Genomic DNA, 20,759 nt, shown 5'->3' with positions numbered 1-20,759 from the left:
CGGCGCCGTCGTCGGACATGACGGATGCGCGGCCTTCACCTAACGCTCCCCGGGAGCTGCGCCGGGCACGATGCCGCGGGCGATCCCCAGGTCCACCAAGTCCTGGGGCCGCACGTGGAGTTGTTCGGCCGTTGTCCGGGTCTCGTCCGGGGCGCGTTTGAGGATCATGGCGGCGAGTTCCGGTGCGATCACCGAGAAGTAGCTGTCCGGTGTGGCCCAGGTGTTGTCGGGTGCGGAGAGTGCGAGTGCTCCGCCCGAACCGCCCTCACCGATCAGCAGGGTGGTGACCGGCACCCGGGCGGAGGCCACGGCGGCGAACACGTCCGCGATGGCGGCGCCCGTGCCCGCGCGTTCCGCGGCGGCGTCGTTCGCGGCCCCCGGGGTGTCGATCAGGGTCAGCACCGGGATGGCCAGCCGGTCGGCAAGGCGGATCAGCCGGGCCGCGGTGCGGTACCCGGACGGAAGCGTCGCCGTGCCGAGCTGGGCGGCGAAGGCGATCGTGCGGCCCTCGCGAAGGCCGAAGCCGCACAGCATGCCGGGGTCGACGCCCCCGCACCGGTCGCCGCTGATGACGTCGTACGTCTCGAAGTACGCGTCCAGGTACGCGGCGGCGCGGGGCCGCGCGGCGGAACGGGCCTGCTGCACCGCATCCCAGCCGGTGGCCGGAACCGCCGCGTCACCCAGGGCGCGCGGCGGCTCGGCGGGGAGATCGGACGATGTCGTGAGCAGGGTCAGCCAGCGCCCGAGCCGTCCGGGCAGCTCCTCCCGCCGTACCACCGCGTCGACATGCCCCGCGGCCAGCTGCGCCTCGGCCGTGTACGCGGACGGATCGGCGTCCGGCGGGCGTACCCGTGAGCCCGCGAAGCCGATCTGGGCGCCGGGCAGTGCAAGCACGATGTCCGCGCCCGCGCCCAGGGTGGCCCAGCCGCCGCCCGTCGCCGGGTCGCACGCCACCGCGACATGGGGCAGCCCCGCCGCGCGGGTCAGTGCCGACTGCCGTGCCACCCGCTGGAGTTGGACCAGTGCGCGCATCCCCTCCTGCATCCGGCTGCCGCCCGTCGCGATCAGCGAGACGACGGGCAGTCGGCGCGCCCGCGCATGCGTGTAGGCCGCCTCCAGCCGGTCGCCGGTCCGCTCCCCCAGCGATCCGCCGAGGAAGCCGAACTCGAAGGAGATCAGCACCGCTTCGGTGCCACCGATGAAGCCGGTGCCGCAGACGACCGACTCCTGCTCGCCGGTGCGCGCTGCGGCGCGGGCGCGCTGTTCGTCGTAACCATGCCAGGCGATCGGCCCGTCGGGGGCCGACGTGCCCTCGGGAGCGGGCAGTTCGGTGAAGGCAGAGGTCACCCGGGCGAGAGCGGCGCGGGCCGTGAGTCGCTCAGCCATGGAGCGCCCGCTTCATGATCTTGCCCATGTCGTTGCGTGGCAGCGCCTCGAGGAAGCGCACCTCGCGAGGGCGCTTGTGCGGGGCGAGCTGGGCCGCGACATGCGCGGACAGCTCCTCGGGGGCGGGTGGCCGGGACGGATCCGCGGGCACGATCCACGCGACGATCCGCTCCCCCAGATCGGCGTCCTGCTCCCCGGTCACCGCCGCCTCCCGTACCGCCGGATGTTCCAGCAGCGCGTTCTCGATCTCGCCCGCGCCGATCTTGTAGCCGCCGCTCTTGATCAGGTCGGTGGCCTTGCGGCCGACGATCCGCACATAGCCGTCGGGATCGCGGCTGGCCATGTCCCCCGTGCGGAACCAGTCGCCGTCGAAGGCGTCCGCGGTCGCGTCGGGCCGGTTCAGATACTCCGTGAAGAGGTTCGGCCCGCGTACCTGGATCTCGCCGATGCCGTCGCTCTCGTCCACCAGCCGCAGCTCAACTCCCTTGACGGGCAGGCCGACCGTGCCGGCTCGCGGCTCCCCGTCGGCGCGTACCGAGGTGTTCATCAGCGTCTCCGTCATCCCGTACCGCTCGATGACCCGGCGGCCCGTCGCCGCCGCGATCCGCTCATGGTCGTGCACGGGCAGCGCGGCCGAACCGGAGACCAGCAGCCGGGCCCCGGCCAGGGCCTTGGCGAGCCGCGGATCGCCGGGCAGGGCCTCGGCGATGCGGTGGTACATCGTCGGTACGCCGAAGAGCATCGTCGCCCCGGACTCCAGCTCGCGGGCCACGCCGTCGGTGCTGAACCGCCCCAGATGCCGCACCTCGCCGCCCCGGCGCAGCGGGCCGAGGATGCCCAGGATCAGCCCGTGGACATGGAACAGCGGGAGGGCGTGGACGAGGACGTCGTCGGCCGTCCACTGCCAGGCGTCCTCCAGGGCGTCCAGGGTCGAGGTGACCGCCCGGCGCGGCAGCACGGCGCCCTTGGGCGGGCCCGTGGTGCCGGAGGTGTAAACGATCAGGGCGGGCGCCTCGGGAGACGGCTCGGGCACACCCGGAGCTCCCGATGACGGCTCGGGCACCGACGGCGCTCCGGGTCCGGTGAGCTCGATGTCCATACGCGGCAAAGCGCTCAGCGCCGGGGGCAGTTCGGCGCCCGGCTCCGCCAGCACCAGCGACGGCGCGCTGTCCGCGAGGATGTGCGCCAGCTCCCGCTCACCGGTCTTCGGATTCAGCGGTACGGCGGGTACGCCCGCCAGCAGCGCCGCCACCACGCCCACCGCAGTCTCCAGCGTGGGCGTCGCCCAGACCGCGACCCTCCGCATATCGGCAAGCCCGGCGGCCAGCGAGCCGGCGGCCGCGGCCAGTTCGGCGTGAGTCAGCGACCGGTCACCGAAGCGCAGGGCCGGCAGCGGCGACCGCGCGGCCAGAGCAGGAAAGAGAGAGGACACGTGTCGTACTCCTTGCTGTAGTCGAGTCTGACCGGTCGTCCGAACCCCGGCTCACCAGTCGCGGGCCTCCCGCAGCAGCCGGTCGCGAACCAGCGTGAGATGCGGGTTGTCGGTGGTCCCGGGGCGCTGGACAAGATAGCCGGTGTTGATCGGCGGATCCTGCGGAGTGAGCAGCGCCACCAGCGTGCCCGCCGCGAGTTCGCCCTGGCAGAGGTAGCGCGGCAACACGCTCATCCCGGCCCCCGCGGCGACGGCCGAGAGCACCCCCCGCAGATCGGGGACGGTGAGTGCGGCATGTGCGGTCAGCCGGGTGCCGAAGACATGACGCCAGTAGCGACGGGCGATGGGCAGGTCTTCCGCGTACGTCACGAGGGGGACGCCGACCAGCACTGCGGGCCCCTCGTGCGCGACCCTGTCCTCTCCGATGCGCTCCGCCCACAGGGGTGAGGCGACCAGCACGAACTCCTCGTCCATCAGCGGTACGGCGGCCAGGGTGCGGCCTCGTGGGCGATGGGTGGAGATCACCAGATCGTGGTGGCCCGAGCGGAGTCCGTCGAGCAGCTCGTCGGTGAGACCCGTCGTGGTGCGCAGCCGTACCCCCTGCTCGATCAGTGGCGCGAGTGCGGGCAGTGCCCTGGCGCAGAGCAGTTCGGCGGGGCCGGCGAGGTGCACGGGATCGGCCGGGACACTCTCGTCGAGGTGTCCGCGGTCGGCGACGGCGGCGAGGGCGTCCAGCGGTGCCGCGATCCGGGCGGCAAGCCCGTCGGCGACCGGGGTCGGGGTGACGCCACGGGGCAGTCGGCCGAACAGTTCGCGGCCCAACTGCCGTTCCAGGGAGCGGATCTGGGTGGTGACGGTCGGCTGGGACAGGCCGAGCAGCCGGGCGGCCGCGGTGAACGAGCCCGCCCGGTGGACGGCGAGGAAGGTCCGAAGCAGGGTCAGGTCGAGCGGTCCGTTCGCGGCCGCCTCCTGCGTTGCCGTCTGCTGTGTTCCCGGCTGCTGTGTTCCCGGCTCCCGCAGTCCCGTCGATCCATTGGATTTCCTATGGGTCATGGTGGTGAGCCTATTGGATTCGAATGGAACTGAGACCTAGATTCGGATACATCAACGAGAAGTCACGCACAGCGGAGATGTGAGATGGCGAAGATCCTGTTCGTACTGACCGGAGTGGACCACTGGACGCTCGCGGACGGCACGCGGCACCCCACCGGGTTCTGGGCGGAGGAGGCCGTGGCGCCGTACCGGACCTTCACCGCGGCGGGCCACGAGGTCGTCGTCGCCACGCCCGGCGGCGTCGTCCCCACCGTGGACAGCGCGAGCCTGGCCCCCGAGGTGAACGGCGGCCCGGACGGCGCCGCCGCCGTGACCGCAGCCCTGGCGGAGCTCGCCGTCCTGAAGGAGCCGCTCAAGCTGGAGGACGTCGACCTCGCCGATTACGCGGCGGTGTTCTACCCCGGCGGGCACGGTCCGATGGAGGACCTGGCGGTCGACGCCCGCTCCGGCGCCCTGCTGACCGCGGCCCTGGACTCCGGCAAGCCGCTCGGCGTGGTCTGCCACGGCCCGGCCGCGCTGCTCGCCGCGCGGCGCGAGGACGGCACATCACCGTTCGCGGGCTACCGGCTGACCGGCTTCACCAACGCCGAGGAGACCCAGGCGGGCCTCGCGGACAAGGCGAAGTGGCTGCTCCAGGACCGGCTCGTGGAGATCGGCGCGGACTTCCAGGAGGGCGAGCCGTGGGCTCCTCACCTGGTCACCGACCGCAACCTCCACACCGGCCAGAATCCGTCCTCGTCCGCCCCGCTGGCCGCCGACATCCTCAAGGCGCTGGGCTGACGCTCAGGCCGTTGGGCAGCCCGGCCCGCACAGGCATCGCCGGTTCCGCCTCATGGCCGGTTCCACCTCACGGCCGGTTCCACCTCATGGCCGCAGCCGGCCGAAGTGCGTGACCAGCGCGGCGGTGACGGCCTCCGGCTGCTCGACGCCCGCGAGATGCGCCGCCCCTGCGACCTCGAGCAGGCTCGAACCCGGGACGGCATCGGCGATCTCACGGGCGTGCGCGGGCGGAGTCACCGGATCGTCACGGCCCGCCACCACCAGCGTCGGGACGGTGACCGATGACAGCTCGCCCCGCAGGTCGTACGGGGCGATCGCGTCGCAGCAGGCGGCGTACCCCGCCGGGTCCGTGGCCCGCAGGTCCTCGATGAGCGCGGCGGCGCGCGGCGAGGTGTTCGCGAAGGCCGCCGAGAACCAGACCCCGGTGCGGCTCGCGACCAGGGCTCCGGTGCCCTCGGCCCGTACCAGCGCGGCACGCGCGGCCCAGGCCGCGGCGTCGTCGAAGACCGCCGAGGAGCAGACCACGGCGAGCGAGGCCAGCCGCTGAGGGTGGTGCACGGCCAGGTGCAGTCCGACGGCGCCGCCGAGCGAGATACCCGCGTAGGCGAAGGTCCCCAGGCCGAGGTGGTCCGCAAGGCCAAGCACGGCGTCGGCGAGCGCGGCCACGGTGGCCGTCCCGTCGTCCGGCAGCAGACCGGCCGGGGACCCGCCGTGGCCCGGCAGGTCGTAGCGGATCACGCGGTGCCGGCCGGCGAGTGCCGGGAGCTGCGGATCCCACACGGCGAGCGAGGTGCCGAGTGACGGGCCGAGGATCAGGGGTGTGCCGGAGCCCTCAACCGTGTGGTGGAGCAGGGGCCGCGTGCGGCTCATGTCGGTTCCTCGGCTTTCGTTGCAGCCGATTCGCGTCGTCGCAGGGCGCGATCGGTGAGCGCGGTGGCCGCGCCCGGGTAGCCGGTGGGATCGGTGAGGCCGGCGAGCTGCGCCTTCGGCAGCAGAGCGGCAAGCCCGGGATCCTGGGCGAACACGTCGGCGAGGCTGACGGCCCCGGTGGCGACGTGCCTGGCGGCTTCGCCGACCACCTGCTTGGCGCGAGCGGTGCCGACGTAGGGAGCGAGAACCGCCGCGATCCGCTCACTGACGATCAGACCGTCGGTGAGGTCAAGCCCCTCCCGCATCCGCTGCGGGAACACCCTTAGCCCTTCGGCGAGTTCGACCGCTTCACGAGCCGCCCCGCCCGCCAGCCGCAGCAGTTCGCGCAGTGGTTGCCACTCCGCGTGCCAGGCCCCGGCCGGCCGCTCGTCCTCGGCGGCGAGCGAGCCGAGCAGTACGGCTGCGAGCGCCGGAGCCTGGCGGGCAGCGGCCGCGATCAGCGTTGCGCGTACGGGATTGGCCTTGTGCGGCATCGCGGACGAGCCGCCGCCGCTGCCCTCGGCGACCTCTGCGATCTCGGTACGGGAGAGCACGAGCACATCGGCAGCGAGCTTCCCGAGCGCGCCGCAGGTGAACGCGAGCGCCCATCCGAGATCGGCGACGGGCGTGCGCAGGGTGTGCCAGGGCAGCAGCGGCTCGACGAGGCCTGTCTCCGCGGCGAAGGCCGCGACCAGCGCGATCCCGTCGTCCGCGAAGGCCGCCAAGGTGCCCGCCGCACCGCCCAGTTGGGCCGGGAGCCGCACCGCCGACAGCCGGTCGCCCGCGTCCAGTACGAGGTGGCGCCAGCCCGCCGCCTTCAAGCCGAAGGTCGTCGGCACCGCGTGCTGGGTGAGCGTGCGGCCGGGCATCGGTGTTTCCCGGTGTTCCGCCGCCAGCGCGGCGAGCGCGGCCGCCGTACGGGTCAGGTCGGCCAGCACGCCCGGCAGCGTGCGGGCCGCGATCAGCATCATCGCCGTGTCCACGATGTCCTGGCTGGTCGCGCCGCGATGGACATACGGCGCGGCCTCGGCACCCACCGCCGCGGTCAGGTCAGCGACCAGCGGTATCACCGGATTGGCGCCCGCCCGGGCGCGCAGCGCCAGGTCCCGGGGGTCGTACCGCTCCGCCCGCGCCATCGCGGCCACCGCCTCGGCCGCCTGCGCGGGGGCCGGGCCGAGCGTCGCCCAGGCCCGCGTCAGTGCCGCCTCGGCGTCGAGCATCGCCTGGAGGAAGGCGCGGTCACCGGTGGCCCGCTCGGCAGGCGAACCGGCCCGTACGGGGGCCAGCAGCCCCACGTCGGCCGCGTCCGCGGCATCAGTCGAAGACAAGGAACACCGTCTCCCCCTCGCCCTGCAGGCGGATGTCGAAGCGGAAGGTCCGGTGTCCCTCGGCCGTCGCCAGCAGCGTCGCGCGACGGTCCGGCGCCAGCGACGCAAGCAGCGGGTCCTCGCCGCCGGGGAGGTAGGCCCGGGTGAACAGATGGTGCGTCAGGCCGCGCGCGAACACGCAGACGCTGATGTAGGGGGCGCCGGCAGGTCCACCGGGTGGGAGCGTACGGACGGTGAAGTGCCCGTCGGGGTCCGTCGGCACCCGGCCGAAGCCGGTGAAGTCCACGCCGTTGCGGCCGAGGAAGCCGCCGGTGACCGGGTCGCGCCGCATCGATCCCGGCGCTCCGGCGAGCGACCCTTCGGGATCGGCCTGCCAGAACTCCAGGACGGCGTCGGGTATCGGGGCACCGGCGCCGTCGTACACATGGCCGTGGAGCGTGATCGTGTCGGGGTGCCCGGCGGGAGCGATGTCGCCGCCCCCGGGGAACGGCAGCGCGTACCCGTAGTAGGGCCCGACGGTGTGTGAGGGAGTGGGGAGCAGGCTCATGAGCGGCCGTCCTCGATCCAGGTGGCACACGGACCGTCGAGGACGATGTCCCAGTGGTAGCCGAGCGACCACTCGGGCCGGGAGAGCGAGGGGTCGTAGCGGGCGACGAGCCGTTCGCGCGCCTGCTGGTCGGTGACGGAGCGCAGAATCGGGTCGTACGCGAAGAGCGGGTCGCCCGGGAAGTACATCTGTGTGACGAGGCGCTGTGTGAAGGCCGTCCCGAAGAACGAGAAGTGGATGTGTGCGGGCCGCCAGGCGTTCGTGTGGTTCCGCCAGGGGTAGGCGCCCGGCTTGACGGTGGTGAAGCTGTACGAGCCGTCGTCGCCGGTCAGCACCCGCCCGACGCCGGTGAAGTTGGGGTCGAGCGGGGCCGGGTGCTGATCGCGCAGATGCGCGTAGCGGCCCGAGGCATTGGCCTGCCAGAGCTCGATGAGCTGACCACGCACCGGGCGGCCCCGGCTGTCCAGCAGCTTTCCGGAGACGGTGATCCGCTCACCAAGCGGCTCGCCGGCGTGCTGCCGGGTGAGGTCCCCGTCGATCTCGGTGACATCGGTGGCGCCGAAGACGGGGGTGTGCAGTTCGACGGTCTCCGGGTCTGGTTTGACGGCCACGAGCGGCAGTTTGGGGTGGCGCAGAACGCTGCTGCGGTACGGGGCGAAGTCGCGCGGCGGATGGACGGCGGCCCTGCTGCCGTCGGCGAGTGACCTCTCGTACTCCCGTTGTTTCTCGGCGAGTTCAAGGTCAATGTCGGACTGGGTGAGTGCCATGGGGTCAGGCGTCCTTCCCGGCGGCCTTGAGCGCGCGCAGCGCGGTCAGTTCGGCGGCGGTGGGCGGCTCGGTGGCGGTGATGGTGCCGGCGGTCTTCAACTCCCAGCCGGTGGCGTCCCGTACCTGCTCGACCGTGACACCGGGGTGGAGCTCGGTGAGGACCAGTTCGGCGGTCGCCGGCTCGGGACGGAGCACTCCGAGGTCGGTGATGACGGCGACGGGGCCCGCGCCCCGCATGCCGAGCGCGGCCCGGTCGCCGGGCGCCGAGCCGTGACCGAGGGTGGTGACGAAGTCGAGTTTCGACACGAAGTTACGGGTGGAGTGGCGCAGCACCAGCAACACCTCTCCACAGTTCGCGGCGATCTCGGGGGCGCCTCCCGCGCCGGGAAGCCGGCTCTCGGGCCGGCCGGGGCCGCGGTCCACCACCGTCGTATTGATGTTGGCGAAACGGTCGACCTGGGCCGCTCCGAGGAAGCCGACGTCGATACGGCCGCCCTGGAGCCAGTAGTTGAACATCTCGGGCACCGGCACCACCGCGTCGGCGGTCTCGGCGAGTTCGCCGTCACCGATGGAGAGCGGCAGCCTGGTCGGCTTGGAGCCGATGGCGCCGGACTCGTAGATCAGGACGAGGTCCGGATTGATGGTGTTGCGGGCGAGGTTGGCGGCGGTGGAGGGCAGTCCGATGCCGACGAAGCAGGTCCTGGCGTCGGCCAGCGCGCGGGCCGCGTTGACCTCCATCAGCTCGTCGCGCGTGAAGGCGCGGTCGTGGTCGAAGTCGTCCTTCGTGGTCATCGGGCGAGCGCCCCTTGGGTCCGTACGTGCGTGTCGATCCACCGGGTGAAGGTGTCGCGGTCCCGCGCGATCGTGTCCCAGGCCTGGTAGAAGCCGTTGTCGCGCACCGAGTACCCGGCGGCGTACGAGGGGTGGGCGCCGCCCGGCACCAGCGCGACCGCGTCGATGACCCAGGTCGGCAGGACGACGCCGCCCGGCCGCGGCCAGAGCTCCTCGACGATCTCCTCGACGGTGACGAGGAGCCGGTCCGCGGCGAGCGCGGCCTCCTTCTGGACTCCGGTCAGGCCCCACAGCTGGACATTGCCCGCGCGGTCGGCCTGCTGGGCGTGGATGACCGTGACATCGGGGTTGAGGGCGGCGACCGCCGCGAGCTCCTCCCCGGTGAAGGGACAGACAACGGTGGAGACCGTGTCCGTGCGGGTTGCCAGGCCGGAGCCGCGGTAGCCGCGCAGCACGGCGAAAGGCAGCTTGGACGCGCCCGCGACATAGCGGTTGGCCATGCCGGCGTGGCTGTGTTCGTCCAGCTCCAGCGGGCGCGGCCAGCCGTTCTCGACGGCGTCGCGGAAGCGGTGCAGCGAGCCGACGCCGGGGTTGCCGCCCCAGGAGAAGACCAGCTTCTTCACCAGTCCGGCGCCGATGAGCTGGTCGTAGATGACGTCGGGGGTCATCCGGACGAGGGTGAGGTCGGTGGTGCCCTGGCGGATGATCTCGTGCGCGGCGGCGTACGGGATCAGGTGGGTGAAGCCCTCCATGGCGACGGTGTCCCCGTCGTGGATGAGGTCCGCCACGGCGTCGTGCAGACTGCGGATGTCAGCCATCGTTACTCCGTAGTACCGTCGAATAATGCTCAGTGTACTGATTAAATTGTGCGACGAGCCCGTACACTTCCACGCAGTTGCCGGAGCGTCAATGGTCAGTGCACCTACCGGCGACTACACACCAGAGGGCACCAGCGAAGGGGCAGCCGCATGGCCGCGGTCGATCTGAGCACCCATCCCGGGCATCTCGCCCGCCGGCTCCAGCAGGCACACTCCCTGTTGTGGGGCGCGATGGTCTCCGAGGAGACCACCTCGCCCCAGTTCGCCGTGCTCAACACCCTGGTCGAGAAGCCCGGTGTCGATCAGCGCACGGTCGGCGAGCATGTCCGCCTCGACCGCTCCACCATCGCCGATGTGGTCGCCCGCCTCGCCAGGCGCGGACTGATCGAGCGGGTGCGCGATCCGCTGGACGGCCGGCGCAATGTCCTGGAGCTGACGGACGAAGGCGCGCGGCTGCACCGCAAGCTGATGACCCGTACCGCCCGGATGAACCGGGTCTTTCTCTCCCCGCTCGACGACAGTGAGCAGGAGGTGCTGCTGCGGCTGATCGCGCGGGTCGCCGACGCGGCGGAGGAACTGCGCGCCTGACGCGCCCTCCTGCAGCCACGCGCGGCGGCATCCACTCAACGGTGCCCACGCGCGACGGTGGGGTGCGGACATCGCACCCCACCACCTCTCAGTGATCGAAGCCTTCCTTCGGGCCGGCGCGTCAGCGCATCGGGTCCAGGTTCGTGTCCCCACGACGCCCGCGGGCGAGCATGGGGGTGCCGCGGCGGACGTCCATGGCGGCCATCGCCAGGCCGAGCAGCAGGGCCACGGCGCCCACGATGACGTTGCTGACGATCGTTCGGGTGGTGTCGACGTTGCCTGCCACAACCCACGGAGCGACGATCGTCCATGCTCCGATGGCAATGGCGCACCAGGCCATGGCGTGGGTCCGCTCATAGGCCGAGCCGAACCCTCCCATGCACAGGCAGTAGGCGGCGCCGGTGATGAGGTTGCACACGGCCAGCGTGCTGAGGCCGTTGAACCCGACGATCCAGGGCGAGGCGGCGAGGTACAGGCCCGTCAGCAGGGCCAGCGCCTCGATCGCCTGGGCACGGGGGGTGGTGGTCGCCCGTTCGAACCGGGAGCGCATCTCGGCCAGATCGGGATGTTGCTCGATGCTGGGGTGGGTGGTCATTGCGGGCCGCCTCCTATTCAGAAGCCTTTATGTGCCCTTTATCTCTGATATAACGCTTGCCTGGGCATGCCAGTCAACAGGCGGCGCACAAGCACCTTCCGCAGTTGCTCCCCGGGCGGTCCGGCGCCCGGCTCAGGGGAGCGTCTGCTCGGCCCAAATGGTCTTGCCTGCGGGCGTATGGCGCGTGCCCCACCGCTGGGTGAACTGCGCTATGAGGAAGAGCCCGCGGCCGCCCTCGTCGTCGCTTCCGGCATGCCGCAGATGCGGTGAGGTGTGTCCGGTGTCGGAGACTTCGCAGATCAGCGTCCGATCGCGGATGAGCCGCAACTGGATCGGTCCGGCGGCGTAACGCAAGGCATTGGTGACGAGCTCGCTCACCACCAGCTGTGTGGTGAAGACGAGGTCGTCCTCCAGGCCCCAGTCGACGGCCTGCTCGGTGACCATGTCCCGCGCACGGCCGACCTCCTCCGGATCGGGGGACAGCTCCCACACGGCCACCTGGTGGTCTCCCAGGGTTTGCGTGCGTACGAGAAGCAGCGCGGCATCGTCGTCCACGGTCCCCGGCAGCAGCTTCGCCACGGCCCGGTCGCACAGCTCCTCCAGCGGGCGGCTGTGCTCGCTGAGCACGGCGCGCAATTCGTCCAGCTTGGCGTCGAGGTCCCGGTCGCCCCGCGCCCGGACCAGGCCGTCCGTGAACAGCGCGATGAGGCTGCCCTCCGGCAGTTCCAGTTCCGCGCCCTCGAAGGGCAGGCCGCCCAGACCCAGCGGCGGGCCCGCAGGAAGCTGGGGGAAGGTGACCGCGCCGGTCGCGGGGTTGACGACGGCAGGGAGGAGATGCCCGGCGCGCGCCATCCGGCACCGCCCGGTCACCGGGTCGTAGACGGCGTACAGACAGGTCACCCCGAGCGCCTCGTCGTGGGGTGGCGTATCGCGCTCGAGCGGGGCGGCAGCCCCCTCGTCTGCGGGCTGCCCGATCAGGTCGTCCAGGTGCGAGAGCAGTTCCTCGGGGGGCAGATCCAGCTGGGCCAGCACTCGGACGCTGGTCCGCAGCCGGCCCATGGTGGCTGCGGCGCGCAGGCCGTGTCCGACCACGTCCCCCACGACAAGACCCACCCGCATGCCCGACAGGGGGATCACGTCGAACCAGTCGCCGCCGACCCCCGCCATGACGTCCGCGGGCAGATAGCGGTACGCAAGCTCGAGTCCGCTCAGCCTCGGCAGATTCTGCGGCAGCAGACTGCGCTGCAGCATCAGTGCGGCCGTGTGCTCCCGCGTGAAGCGGCGGGCGTTGTCGATGCATACGGCGGTCCGGGCGGCGAGCTCGTCGGCCACCGCCAGCTCGCCGACGTCGAACGGGTCGTGGTGGTGGTCCCGCGTGAAGGTGACGATGCCGAGCGTGGCGCCCTCGGCCCGCAGCGGGACGACGAGCCGCGAGCCCGGGAGCTCCTCACCCCGCTCGTTCGTCGGATGTTCCAGCACCGGCTTGCCCAGGGTCAGACTGCGTGCCTGGGGCGAGTCCGGTCGGTAGTCGATCCGCTCCCGCTCCGCGGGCGGTGTTTCCCCAGGCCGTGTCTCCATGGTGCCGGGCCCTCCCCCCACGCGGATCAGGCTTCCAGTCCACACTTTGCCCAACGGCGGCTGGTCCCCTTCCAGGACGTCCTCCAGAAGGTCGACCGTGACCGCGTCGGCGAACTGCGGGACGGCGACCACGGAGAGCTCGCGCGCCGTGCGGGCCATGTCCAGGGTCGTGCCGACGTGTGCGCCCGCGCGTACGAGCAGATCCAGCCGCTGCTGCGCGAGATAGCGGTCGGTGATCTCCACCGTCTCCTCGCACACTCCCAGCGTGACGCCTCTGGCGTTTTGCAGTCGGTAGTACGAGCACGACCAGACATGGTCGCGGTCGGGGTCCACGGGCGGGCGGCCACGGTAGTGGAGTTCGATGACGGGCTCACCGGTGGCGAGCACCTGTCGCATCATCGCCTCCAGCGTCGGCGGATACCGCGCGGACAGGACCTCGCCGTGGGTCACCATCTCGTCCGGGCCAAGGCCCAGATACTGCGAGTTGCCCATCTCCTCGTAGAGGGCGGCGTTCGTCCAGACCACGCGCAGATCCGTGTCATAGATGGCAAGACCGACGGGTGACTCGGTGGCCAGCCCACGGAGCATCGACTGCTGCGCCTCCCATTGGTCGGTCTCGTCCGCATCGGCGATCGCCAGCAGCCGGGCGGGGCCGGCTCGGTCGTGGGACACGGAGAGCACCGCGGCGACCACCCGGACGGCGCGGCCGTCCCGGTGCCGCATATGGAGTGTGCTGGTGCCGGCATGCTCCACGACCGCGTGCTGCCCTCCCGTATCGTCGACCACAAGGCTGTCGACCGGGCGCCCGAGCACTTCCTCGGGCGGGTATCCCAGCAGCCCCTGCGCCTTCGGACCCCAGCCGACGATCGTGTCGTCGGCGTCCAGCACGGCCGCGGCTGCGCGGGTGACATCCAGCGGGCCGCGCAGGCCGTTTTCCCCGAGGGCGTTCAGCGCGCTCATGGCAGCTGCCCGGTGCTTCATGAGGCCTCCGCCCACCGGGCTGCCAGGAGCAGCGCGATGTCATCCGGCCGGTCCGGGGCCTGTGTGGCCTTTCGGATGAGGTGATCCGCGGTCTCGGCGAGCGAGGACGAGCCGACCTCGGCTTCGAGCGTGCTGCGCAGCCGCTCGATGCCGAGGTCGATGTCCACTCCCGACTCCTCCACCAGTCCGTCGGTGTACAGGGCGAGCACCGCGCCGGGCTCCAGGAGCAGTTCGGTGACGGGGTACGCCGCCTTCACGTCGACGCCGAGCACGACGCCGCCGGGGAGGTCGAGTACCTCGGTCCTGCCGTCGGGGTGCCGCAGCAGGGGCTGCGGGTGCCCGGCCCGCACGGCCTGTGTGGACCCGGTCGCCGGGTCGAGGACGACGTAACAGCAGCTGGCGAACTGGCCGGGATCGAGGTCGATGAGCAGCCCGTTGGTGCCGCTCATCACCTCCTGCGGATCGTGCCCGCTGAGCGCGAAGGCGCGTACGGCGCTGCGCAGTTGCCCCATCGTGGCTGCGGCGGAGACACCGTGTCCCTGCACGTCGCCGATGACCAGGGCCAGCCCCTGGTCGGTCTCGACGACGTCGTACCAGTCGCCGCCCACCTCCATGCCCTGGGTGCCGGGGAGATAGCGCCCCACCGTGTCGACGTCTCGCAGTACGGGCAGCCGGTGCGGCAGCAGGGCGTCCTGCAGCCCGCGGGCGAGGGCGGCCTCGGTGTCGTACCGCTGAGCCCGCTCAAGAGCCTGCGCGATGAGTCCGGCCAGGGCGGTGAGCACCGTGCGCTCCTCGGCGCTGAAGTCGCGCGGCTGGTCGAAACCGAGGATGCAGGTGCCGACCGGGCGTCCGGAGGCGATCAGCGGCAGGAAGGCCCTGGCGCCGACATTGGCATCCAGGGGGATGCCCGGATAGGCCTCGGCCAGGCGCTCCATGGACTCGAAGAAGATGGGGCGGCCGGAGGTGAGCGTCTCGACGCCGGGCAGCCGGGCGTCGAGCCCCACGCCGTCGAAGGGGGAGAGGAAGCCCTGCGGAAAGCCGGTCTCCCAGGCCAGATAGAGGTGTCTCTCGGTCAGCAGGTAGATCGCCAGTTGACGGCCGCCGAAGGCGGGCAGCAGTTCCTCGGTGACCACGGCGGACACCTGGCGGGCGGTGACGGCTTCGGTCAGGGCGATGGCCAGGGCGACCGGGCGGTACAGCGCAGAGGCCTGTTCGGCCGTGGAGCCGAGTCCGGTGCTGGGCAGAACCATGGACCCGGGCGTGTACGCGGGTTGTTCCGCGGGAGTGAGCGTGGCGGTCACTCCGTCGTGGCCTGGGTAGAGGGAGACCGAGAGCCAGTCGTCAGCCCCGTCACGCGCCAGGAAGTGGACGGGGTCGCTGGCGATCAGGGCGGCGCGGTAGTGCTCCTCGTAGGCGTCGTTGCCGAACCACGGCACGACCTCCCACAGGACCCGCCCGACCAGCTCATCGTGCGGGCGGCCGAGGCGGGTCTCCGCGCTGGGGTTGACGTAGGTGATCCGCCCGAGCCGGTCGAGCGAGAAGAGGCCCCGTGGGATCCGGTCGATCGCCTCACTGGCGATCGGCCCGGTGCCGAGGTCCACCAGAATGCCGGTCAGTTTGGTGCCCGGGCCGCCGCCGTGCCGGTCCGCACACCAGGAGAACTCCAGCAGATGCGGCTTGCCGTCGTGGCCTTGCAGCCGCATTCTGCGCGAGGTCGGCCTGCCCGACTCGGCCGCCTGGCGGGCCACGATCCACAGGCCGTGCACGTCCTCCGGCGCCAGCCGCTTGGCCAGTGCTTCGAAGACGCCGTCGCCGGTCGCCGGATCGGCGCCGAGAATCCCGTACAGCTCGTCGTCGGCGTTGACGACGCCGCTGTCGAGATCCCATTCGAAGTTGCCGACCTGCACCGGCGTCGTGGTGACGGCGGGCACCTGAACGGGCACCGGTTCGCCGTCCCACTCGACGGTCGCATCGTCGTCGGCCAGTCGGGCGAGGGCGGCACCGAGCCACTTGGCGGCATTGTGCAGCCGCAGCCGGTCGGCCTGGCTCACCGGGGTACCGGGCGTGGCCGCACGGAGCACCACCAGCACGCCGAACTTCTCGCGGCCGCTGACGACCGGCGCGTACAGCGAGCCGAAGGGGAACGGCAGCCCCGCCATGAGCTGCGGGAACCGCCGCGTGGCCGCTTCGGCGTCCGCAAGGTGGATGGCCTGTCCCGAACGGTGGGCCTCGGCCACCGGGAACGGCCGGTTCACATGCATACGCCACCAGGGCCGGAACAGCCGTCCGGGCAGCCCGGCCAGCACGGCCAGCCGCAGCAGTCCCTGCGTACTGGAGCGCAGATAGACGCCGCCGGCGTATCCGCCGACCGCTTCGATCGCCCTTACGGTGGTCTGCGCGAGCACCAGGGTCAATTCGTCCGGAACTCGGTCGATGCCCCTTGGTCTCTCGGGCGTCGGTCTCTCAGGCATCGCCCCGCTCTCGGTCAGCGGCGATTGCCCGGCCGCGCGGTACCAGGTCACACAGCCAGCATGCTCCCCGGTGGCAGTGCCTCGCATCTCAGTCGGCCCGGTCGGTGGGCCGTGCCGAAGCCGGGTGCATGGGGGCCCGGCGGTCCCGCACGCGAGAGCTGACCGGCCGGAAATCGCCACGAGGAACCGGACCGGCGACGGGCCTCGAACCGGCCGCCAGGACGCCTCGAACCGGCCGCTACGACGACGAACCGGCCGCCAGGACGTCTCGAACGGGCCGCTACGACGCCTCGACAGCCGCCTTGATTCGCCGCGCGAACGCATCGGCGTCCTTGCGTGCCGCGCTCAGTGCGAGACCCACCAGGACCTTGCCGATGCCATGGCCCTCCAGCCGGTTGAAAACACGCAGCCGGGTCCTGCCCCCGGGGATGGCTTCAAGGTCGTAGCCGCCCTCGACCGCCGTCACGAGATTCTTCGACAGCTCGGTCCAGCGAATCCTGTTGGGCGCCACGAACTCACTGATCCGGAACTCCCTGTGGGTCGTCATCCCGGCGTCCTTGACCGTGCTCTTGTAGACGGTGCCGACCGCGGTCGGGCCGTCCGTCGTCTTCGCCATCTCCTGCACCCGGGGGCTGAACTTGGGGTCGTTCTCGCCATTGGCGAGGAAGGCGAAGACCTCCTCGACGGGGCGGTCGATCTCGACCGTTCCCTCGAACTGACCGGCCATGCTTCCTCCACTGATCGTTCGTGCCCGGCTGCGGTGTGCGGGCATCATCCCAGAGGCGCCCGGAGCCGTCCGGCAGACTCGCGCAGCCCGCCCGCCGCGCGTTCGACGCCGTTCACCCGCCGATGGCCGCCGGTGGGTGAGGAGTGCCGGACGGCCGTGTCCGCGCGTGGCCCCGGCCGTTGCTAAGGGCATGACCAAGACTCATCGCCTTCTCGCCGCCGTGGCTCTCGCCACCGGCGCCTCCGCACTCGCCGCGCCGGCCGCGAGCGCCGCCGACGCCTCGGGCCGGCTCATGCAGCCGGTGTCCGTCACGGGAGTGCTCGACGACCTCGCCGCGAGCCCCGTTCCCGCCGGGGACCGCGCCGAGGTGCCGTCGGTCTCCCACGGGCTGGACGGCCTCGACGGGCTCAGCAAGGTGAACGAGCTGCACCAGCTCACCGACCTGGCCGCGCCGGTGACCGGGCTGCTTCCCTCTGTGCAGTAGCGACAGCGGGAGCAGCGGCCGGCGAGCCCGCGACCCGGTCGGTGGACCGCGGCGGGTTCGCGCATGGTTCCGGACACCTTCAGCCCGTACGAAACCCCCTCATTGACATGGCTCACTCAGATCTCTAGCGTCGAAAGCTAGTTAGTAAAGTTTCCTAACTTGAATCGGCGCGGACGCTCCGAACAGACCTCTGGGAGACCACCGTGGCCCACCGCCCCGCCCTGTCCCGGCGCCTGACCGCCGCGGCCGCCGTTCTAGGCCTGCTTCTCGCGCTCCACACGAGTGCGTCGTCCGCGGACGGCGGGCAGACCGACCGGTCGGGGCAGCGGGCCCATGGCCCGGCAGTGACCACAGTCGCCGCGGCACCGGGCAGCGCGACCGCGCTGACCGGCTACGCCGTCCAGTCGACGGCCAAGGTCTCCGACTCACCGGCCGCGGTCTCCAGCCCCGGCTACCCGGCCAGTGGCTGGTACCCGGCCGGACCACGATCTACGGTCCTCGCCGCCCTCCTCGCCAATGGCAAGTACGCGGACCCGTTCTACTCCACCAACCAGAAGAAGATCCCGGCCGCGGATTTCAGGGTCCCGTGGTGGTACCGCTCGGACTTCACCGTCGCCGATTCTTCTGGGCCCCTCCTGCCCGATGGCGGGCAAGGAGGGCGCACGTATCTCGACTTCAGCGGAGTGATCTCCGCCGCCGATGTGTACGTCAACGGCAGTCAGGTCGCGGACAAGAGCGCGGTCGCCGGTGCGTACACGCACCATGAACTGGACATCACCGCCCCGGTGAAGGCCGGCACCAACACCGTCGCGTTCCGCGTCCAGCCCAACGAGCCCAACAAGAACCTCACCATGGGCTGGATCGACTGGATCCAGCCCCCGCCGGACGAGAACATGGGCATCGCGCGCGATGTACTGGTGCGCCGCGGCGGCCCGGTGGCGCTGCGCGACACGCACGTGGTCACCAACCTCGAGGTGCCCTCGCTCGCCTCCGCGAATGTGACCGTCAAGGCGCAGGCCCGCAACGACTCGGCGGACCCGGTCACGGCGACCGTCTCAGGCACCATCGGCGACATCACCTTCAGCCAGGACGTCACCCTGGCCGCGCACCAGACGAAGACGGTGACGTTCGCCCCGGCCGACTACCCTCAACTGCGCCTGCGGGCACCGCGCGTGTGGTGGCCCGCCTCGATGGGCGAGCAGCCGCTGTACGACCTCGATGTGAGTGCCACCGTCTCGGGAGCCGTCTCGGACAGCGCGCACAAAACGTTCGGCATCCGGGACGTGAAGGCTCCGCTGAACAGCGACGGCGCCCGCCAGTACAGCGTCAACGGCCGCCCGCTGCTCATCAAGGGCGGCGGCTGGTCCCCCGACGAGTTCCTGCGCTGGGACCGTACATACGTCGAGGACCGACTGAAGTACGCCCTCGACCTGGGGCTGAACACCATCCGGCTGGAAGGACACATCGAGCCGGACGAGTTCTTCGACCTCGCCGACCGCTACGGCGTGCTGACCCTGCCCGGCTGGGAATGCTGCGACAAATGGGAGGGCAACAACAACGGCAGTGAGGCCGGGGACAAGTGGACCGCCGCGGACTATCCGGTCGCGAAGGCCTCGATGGCCGCCGAGGCAGCCCGGCTGCGCGACCACCCCAGCGTCGTCTCCTTCCTGATCGGCAGCGACTTCGCGCCCGACGCAACGATCGAGAAGAACTACCTCGACGCCCTCGATGCGGCCGACTGGTCCACTCCGGTCGTCGCGGCGGCATCTGCCAAATCCTCCCCGATCTCGGGCAGTTCGGGCATGAAGATGACCGGCCCCTACGACTGGGTCCCGCCGAACTACTGGTACGCCAAGCGCGAGGGCGGAGCCACCGGCTTCAACTCCGAGACCAGCGCAGGACCTGACATCCCCACGCTCGACACCCTGCGCCGCATGATGTCCCCGGCCGAACTGGACACCCTGTGGAATAACCCGTCCGCCAAGCAGTACCACCGCTCCCCTTCGAGCACCTTCAGCACCCTCAAGATCTACGACAACGCGCTGGCCGGACGTTATGGCGCGGCCACCGGCCTCGACGACTACGTACGCAAGGCGCAACTCGCCCAGTACGAGAATGTGCGCGCGCAGTTCGAGTCGTACGGACGCAACGCCACCGATGCCACGAAGCCCTCCACCGGGGTCGTGTACTGGATGTTCAACAGCGGCTGGACCTCACTGCACTGGCAGCTGCTCGACCGCCATCTGGACCAGGGTGGCGCCTACTTCGGGGCCAAGAAGGCCAATGAGCCGCTGCACGTCCAGTACTCCTACGACAACCGGTCGGTGGTCCTCGTGAACAACCGGCACGCCGCCGCCTCGGGTCTCACCGCACGCGTGACGCTCTTCAACACGGACGGCACCGAGAGGTACGACAGGACCGCGTCCGGGCTGACCGTGGCCGGCGACGGCGCGAAGACCACCGCGCTGACCCTGCCCTCGTCCGTCGCAGGCCTGTCCACGACGTATCTGGCCAAGCTCGTGCTCACGGACGGCGCGGGCAAGGAGGTGAGCCGTAACGTCTACTGGCTCTCCACCAAGGCCGATGTCCTCGACTGGAACAACACCGACTGGTACTACACGCCGACCACCGCCTACGCCGACCTCAAGGGACTGTCCTCGATGGCACGGGCGACCGTGTCCACGACGGCGAGCACCACAACTGGCGGTGACGGGACGTCCACGACGACGGTCACGGTACGCAACACAGGCACCGGCAAGACGCCGGCGCTGCTCACCGATGTCCATCTGGTGAATGCGGACGGCGTGCCCGTGCTGCCCGTGCAGTGGTCCGACAACCAGGTGAGCCTCTGGCCCGGTGAGTCGGCGACCCTCACTGCCACCTACCGCACCGCCGATCTGCACGGTTTTGCGCCCCGGCTGCGGATCTCCGGATGGAACACTCCCACGACGACGGTGCCCGCCTCCGCGCTCAGAAACCGAGGTCGCTGAGCCCGGGGTGATCGTCGGGCCGGCGGCCCAGCGGCCAGTGATAGGCGCGGTCGGACTCCTTGATGGGCGCGTCATTGATGCAGGCGTGCCGCACCCGCATCAGGCCGCTGTCGTCGAACTCCCAGTTCTCGTTGCCGTACGAGCGGTACCAGTTGCCCGAGTCGTCGTGCCACTCGTACGCGAAGCGCACGGCGATGCGGGTCTCGTCGTAGGCCCACAGCTCCTTGATGAGCCGGTAGTCGAGCTCCCTTGTCCACTTGCGGGTCAGAAACGCGACGATCTCGTCGCGTCCGGTGACCCACTCCGCGCGGTTCCGCCAGCGCGAGTCCTCGGTGTAGGCGAGGGCGACCTTCTCGGGAGTGCGGCTGTTCCAGCCGTCCTCGGCCAGCCGGACCTTCTCGATCGCGGTCTGACGCGTGAAGGGAGGGACAGGGGGCCTTACAGACATGTCATCTCCTTGACGATGATGTTCACCAGCGGAGAACGCTCGTTCTCCACCCCTCGGCGCTACGTTAGGAGAACGATGATTCTC

Annotated in this window: 18 protein-coding genes; 4 read left to right on the top strand and 14 right to left on the bottom strand. The window is 71.1% G+C overall.

What is annotated here, in order from left to right; translation table 11 throughout:
• Positions 1 to 39 precede the first annotated feature (39 nt).
• The 3 genes from OG729_RS35400 to OG729_RS35390 are packed head-to-tail and all read right to left on the bottom strand — an operon-like array spanning position 40 to position 3,871.
• Positions 40 to 1,386 carry a carboxyl transferase domain-containing protein gene (locus tag OG729_RS35400; RefSeq protein ID WP_405810043.1) on the bottom strand — a complete coding sequence of 449 codons (1,347 nt, stop codon included), beginning with the start codon at positions 1,384 to 1,386 and terminating at the stop codon, positions 40 to 42.
• Positions 1,379 to 2,818: an acyl-CoA synthetase gene (locus OG729_RS35395; protein ID WP_405810041.1), complete on the bottom strand. Its 1,440-nt coding sequence runs from the start codon at positions 2,816 to 2,818 to the stop codon at positions 1,379 to 1,381. The genes OG729_RS35400 and OG729_RS35395 overlap by 8 nt, the downstream gene beginning before the upstream one ends.
• Before the next feature lie 51 nt (positions 2,819 to 2,869).
• Positions 2,870 to 3,871: a LysR family transcriptional regulator gene (locus OG729_RS35390; RefSeq protein WP_405810039.1), complete on the bottom strand. Its 1,002-nt coding sequence runs from the start codon at positions 3,869 to 3,871 to the stop codon at positions 2,870 to 2,872.
• Positions 3,872 to 3,955: 84 nt separating this feature from the next.
• On the opposite strand from OG729_RS35390, the gene OG729_RS35385 reads away from it, so the two are divergent.
• On the top strand, positions 3,956 to 4,651 hold the full coding sequence (locus OG729_RS35385; RefSeq protein WP_360877769.1) for a type 1 glutamine amidotransferase domain-containing protein: 696 nt from the start codon (positions 3,956 to 3,958) through the stop codon (positions 4,649 to 4,651).
• Positions 4,652 to 4,735: 84 nt separating this feature from the next.
• On the opposite strand, the gene pcaD is transcribed toward OG729_RS35385, so the two are convergent.
• The 6 genes from pcaD to OG729_RS35355 are packed head-to-tail and all read right to left on the bottom strand — an operon-like array spanning position 4,736 to position 9,813.
• Positions 4,736 to 5,521 carry a 3-oxoadipate enol-lactonase gene (pcaD, locus tag OG729_RS35380; RefSeq protein WP_405810037.1) on the bottom strand — a complete coding sequence of 262 codons (786 nt, stop codon included), beginning with the start codon at positions 5,519 to 5,521 and terminating at the stop codon, positions 4,736 to 4,738.
• Positions 5,518 to 6,888, bottom strand: a complete 1,371-nt coding sequence (gene pcaB, locus OG729_RS35375; RefSeq protein ID WP_405810036.1) for a 3-carboxy-cis,cis-muconate cycloisomerase — start codon at positions 6,886 to 6,888, stop codon at positions 5,518 to 5,520. The genes pcaD and pcaB overlap by 4 nt, the downstream gene beginning before the upstream one ends.
• Positions 6,875 to 7,435, bottom strand: coding sequence for a protocatechuate 3,4-dioxygenase subunit alpha (gene pcaG / locus OG729_RS35370; protein WP_405810034.1), 561 nt, complete (start codon positions 7,433 to 7,435; stop codon positions 6,875 to 6,877). Before pcaG ends, pcaB begins: the two co-directional genes overlap by 14 nt.
• The gene (gene pcaH, locus OG729_RS35365) at positions 7,432 to 8,202 is read right to left on the bottom strand and encodes a protocatechuate 3,4-dioxygenase subunit beta (protein ID WP_405810033.1); all 771 of its coding nucleotides are present in this window, start codon (positions 8,200 to 8,202) and stop codon (positions 7,432 to 7,434) included. Before pcaH ends, pcaG begins: the two co-directional genes overlap by 4 nt.
• Positions 8,203 to 8,206: 4 nt before the next feature.
• Positions 8,207 to 8,995 carry a CoA-transferase subunit beta gene (locus tag OG729_RS35360; RefSeq protein ID WP_405810031.1) on the bottom strand — a complete coding sequence of 263 codons (789 nt, stop codon included), beginning with the start codon at positions 8,993 to 8,995 and terminating at the stop codon, positions 8,207 to 8,209.
• Complete coding sequence (locus OG729_RS35355; protein ID WP_405810030.1) at positions 8,992 to 9,813, bottom strand: CoA transferase subunit A; 822 nt, start codon at positions 9,811 to 9,813, stop codon at positions 8,992 to 8,994. Before OG729_RS35355 ends, OG729_RS35360 begins: the two co-directional genes overlap by 4 nt.
• Before the next feature lie 150 nt (positions 9,814 to 9,963).
• Between OG729_RS35355 and OG729_RS35350 the strand changes: the two genes are divergently transcribed.
• On the top strand, positions 9,964 to 10,401 hold the full coding sequence (locus OG729_RS35350; RefSeq protein ID WP_405810029.1) for a MarR family winged helix-turn-helix transcriptional regulator: 438 nt from the start codon (positions 9,964 to 9,966) through the stop codon (positions 10,399 to 10,401).
• Between the two features lie 121 nt (positions 10,402 to 10,522).
• Here OG729_RS35350 and OG729_RS35345 read toward each other — a convergent pair whose 3' ends face one another.
• From OG729_RS35345 to OG729_RS35330, 4 genes are all read right to left on the bottom strand, one after another.
• A complete protein-coding gene (locus OG729_RS35345; protein WP_360884909.1) occupies positions 10,523 to 10,996 on the bottom strand; it encodes an SPW repeat protein in 474 nt (157 codons plus the stop codon).
• 132 nt (positions 10,997 to 11,128) lie between these two features.
• Entirely contained in the window at positions 11,129 to 13,534 is a 2,406-nt protein-coding gene (locus OG729_RS35340) for a SpoIIE family protein phosphatase (protein ID WP_405811391.1), read from the bottom strand.
• A 17-nt stretch (positions 13,535 to 13,551) separates the two neighbouring features.
• Positions 13,552 to 16,113, bottom strand: a complete 2,562-nt coding sequence (locus OG729_RS35335) for a SpoIIE family protein phosphatase (RefSeq protein ID WP_405810028.1) — start codon at positions 16,111 to 16,113, stop codon at positions 13,552 to 13,554.
• Between the two features lie 193 nt (positions 16,114 to 16,306).
• Entirely contained in the window at positions 16,307 to 16,753 is a 447-nt protein-coding gene (locus OG729_RS35330) for an SRPBCC family protein (RefSeq protein ID WP_360884917.1), read from the bottom strand.
• Between the two features lie 190 nt (positions 16,754 to 16,943).
• On the opposite strand from OG729_RS35330, the gene OG729_RS35325 reads away from it, so the two are divergent.
• Both OG729_RS35325 and OG729_RS35320 read left to right on the top strand, forming a co-directional pair.
• Positions 16,944 to 17,237 (top strand): hypothetical protein, encoded by a 294-nt coding sequence (locus tag OG729_RS35325; protein WP_405810027.1) that lies wholly within the window; start codon positions 16,944 to 16,946, stop codon positions 17,235 to 17,237.
• A gap of 203 nt (positions 17,238 to 17,440) precedes the next feature.
• Complete coding sequence (locus OG729_RS35320) at positions 17,441 to 20,227, top strand: glycosyl hydrolase 2 galactose-binding domain-containing protein (protein ID WP_405810025.1); 2,787 nt, start codon at positions 17,441 to 17,443, stop codon at positions 20,225 to 20,227.
• Here the strand turns inward: OG729_RS35320 and OG729_RS35315 are convergent.
• Positions 20,208 to 20,675, bottom strand: coding sequence for a nuclear transport factor 2 family protein (locus OG729_RS35315; RefSeq protein WP_360884926.1), 468 nt, complete (start codon positions 20,673 to 20,675; stop codon positions 20,208 to 20,210). The genes OG729_RS35320 and OG729_RS35315 overlap by 20 nt on opposite strands.
• Positions 20,676 to 20,759: the final 84 nt, after the last annotated feature.

This window comes from Streptomyces sp. NBC_00210 (assembly GCF_045160975.1).
GTDB lineage: Bacteria > Actinomycetota > Actinomycetes > Streptomycetales > Streptomycetaceae > Streptomyces.
This window is presented reverse-complemented; position numbering and strand designations above follow the sequence as displayed.

Coding starts and splice junctions, on each gene's coding strand:
- pcaG (WP_405810034.1), bottom strand. CDS start 7,435: ATGAGCCTGCTCCCCACTCCCTCACACACCGTCGGGCCCTACTACGGG.
- OG729_RS35390 (WP_405810039.1), bottom strand. CDS start 3,871: ATGACCCATAGGAAATCCAATGGATCGACGGGACTGCGGGAGCCGGGA.
- OG729_RS35355 (WP_405810030.1), bottom strand. CDS start 9,813: ATGGCTGACATCCGCAGTCTGCACGACGCCGTGGCGGACCTCATCCAC.
- OG729_RS35385 (WP_360877769.1), top strand. CDS start 3,956: ATGGCGAAGATCCTGTTCGTACTGACCGGAGTGGACCACTGGACGCTC.
- OG729_RS35340 (WP_405811391.1), bottom strand. CDS start 13,534: ATGAGCGCGCTGAACGCCCTCGGGGAAAACGGCCTGCGCGGCCCGCTG.
- OG729_RS35360 (WP_405810031.1), bottom strand. CDS start 8,995: ATGACCACGAAGGACGACTTCGACCACGACCGCGCCTTCACGCGCGAC.
- OG729_RS35315 (WP_360884926.1), bottom strand. CDS start 20,675: ATGTCTGTAAGGCCCCCTGTCCCTCCCTTCACGCGTCAGACCGCGATC.
- pcaH (WP_405810033.1), bottom strand. CDS start 8,202: ATGGCACTCACCCAGTCCGACATTGACCTTGAACTCGCCGAGAAACAA.
- OG729_RS35350 (WP_405810029.1), top strand. CDS start 9,964: ATGGCCGCGGTCGATCTGAGCACCCATCCCGGGCATCTCGCCCGCCGG.
- OG729_RS35330 (WP_360884917.1), bottom strand. CDS start 16,753: ATGGCCGGTCAGTTCGAGGGAACGGTCGAGATCGACCGCCCCGTCGAG.
- OG729_RS35335 (WP_405810028.1), bottom strand. CDS start 16,113: ATGCGAGGCACTGCCACCGGGGAGCATGCTGGCTGTGTGACCTGGTAC.
- OG729_RS35325 (WP_405810027.1), top strand. CDS start 16,944: ATGACCAAGACTCATCGCCTTCTCGCCGCCGTGGCTCTCGCCACCGGC.
- OG729_RS35400 (WP_405810043.1), bottom strand. CDS start 1,386: ATGGCTGAGCGACTCACGGCCCGCGCCGCTCTCGCCCGGGTGACCTCT.
- pcaD (WP_405810037.1), bottom strand. CDS start 5,521: ATGAGCCGCACGCGGCCCCTGCTCCACCACACGGTTGAGGGCTCCGGC.
- OG729_RS35345 (WP_360884909.1), bottom strand. CDS start 10,996: ATGACCACCCACCCCAGCATCGAGCAACATCCCGATCTGGCCGAGATG.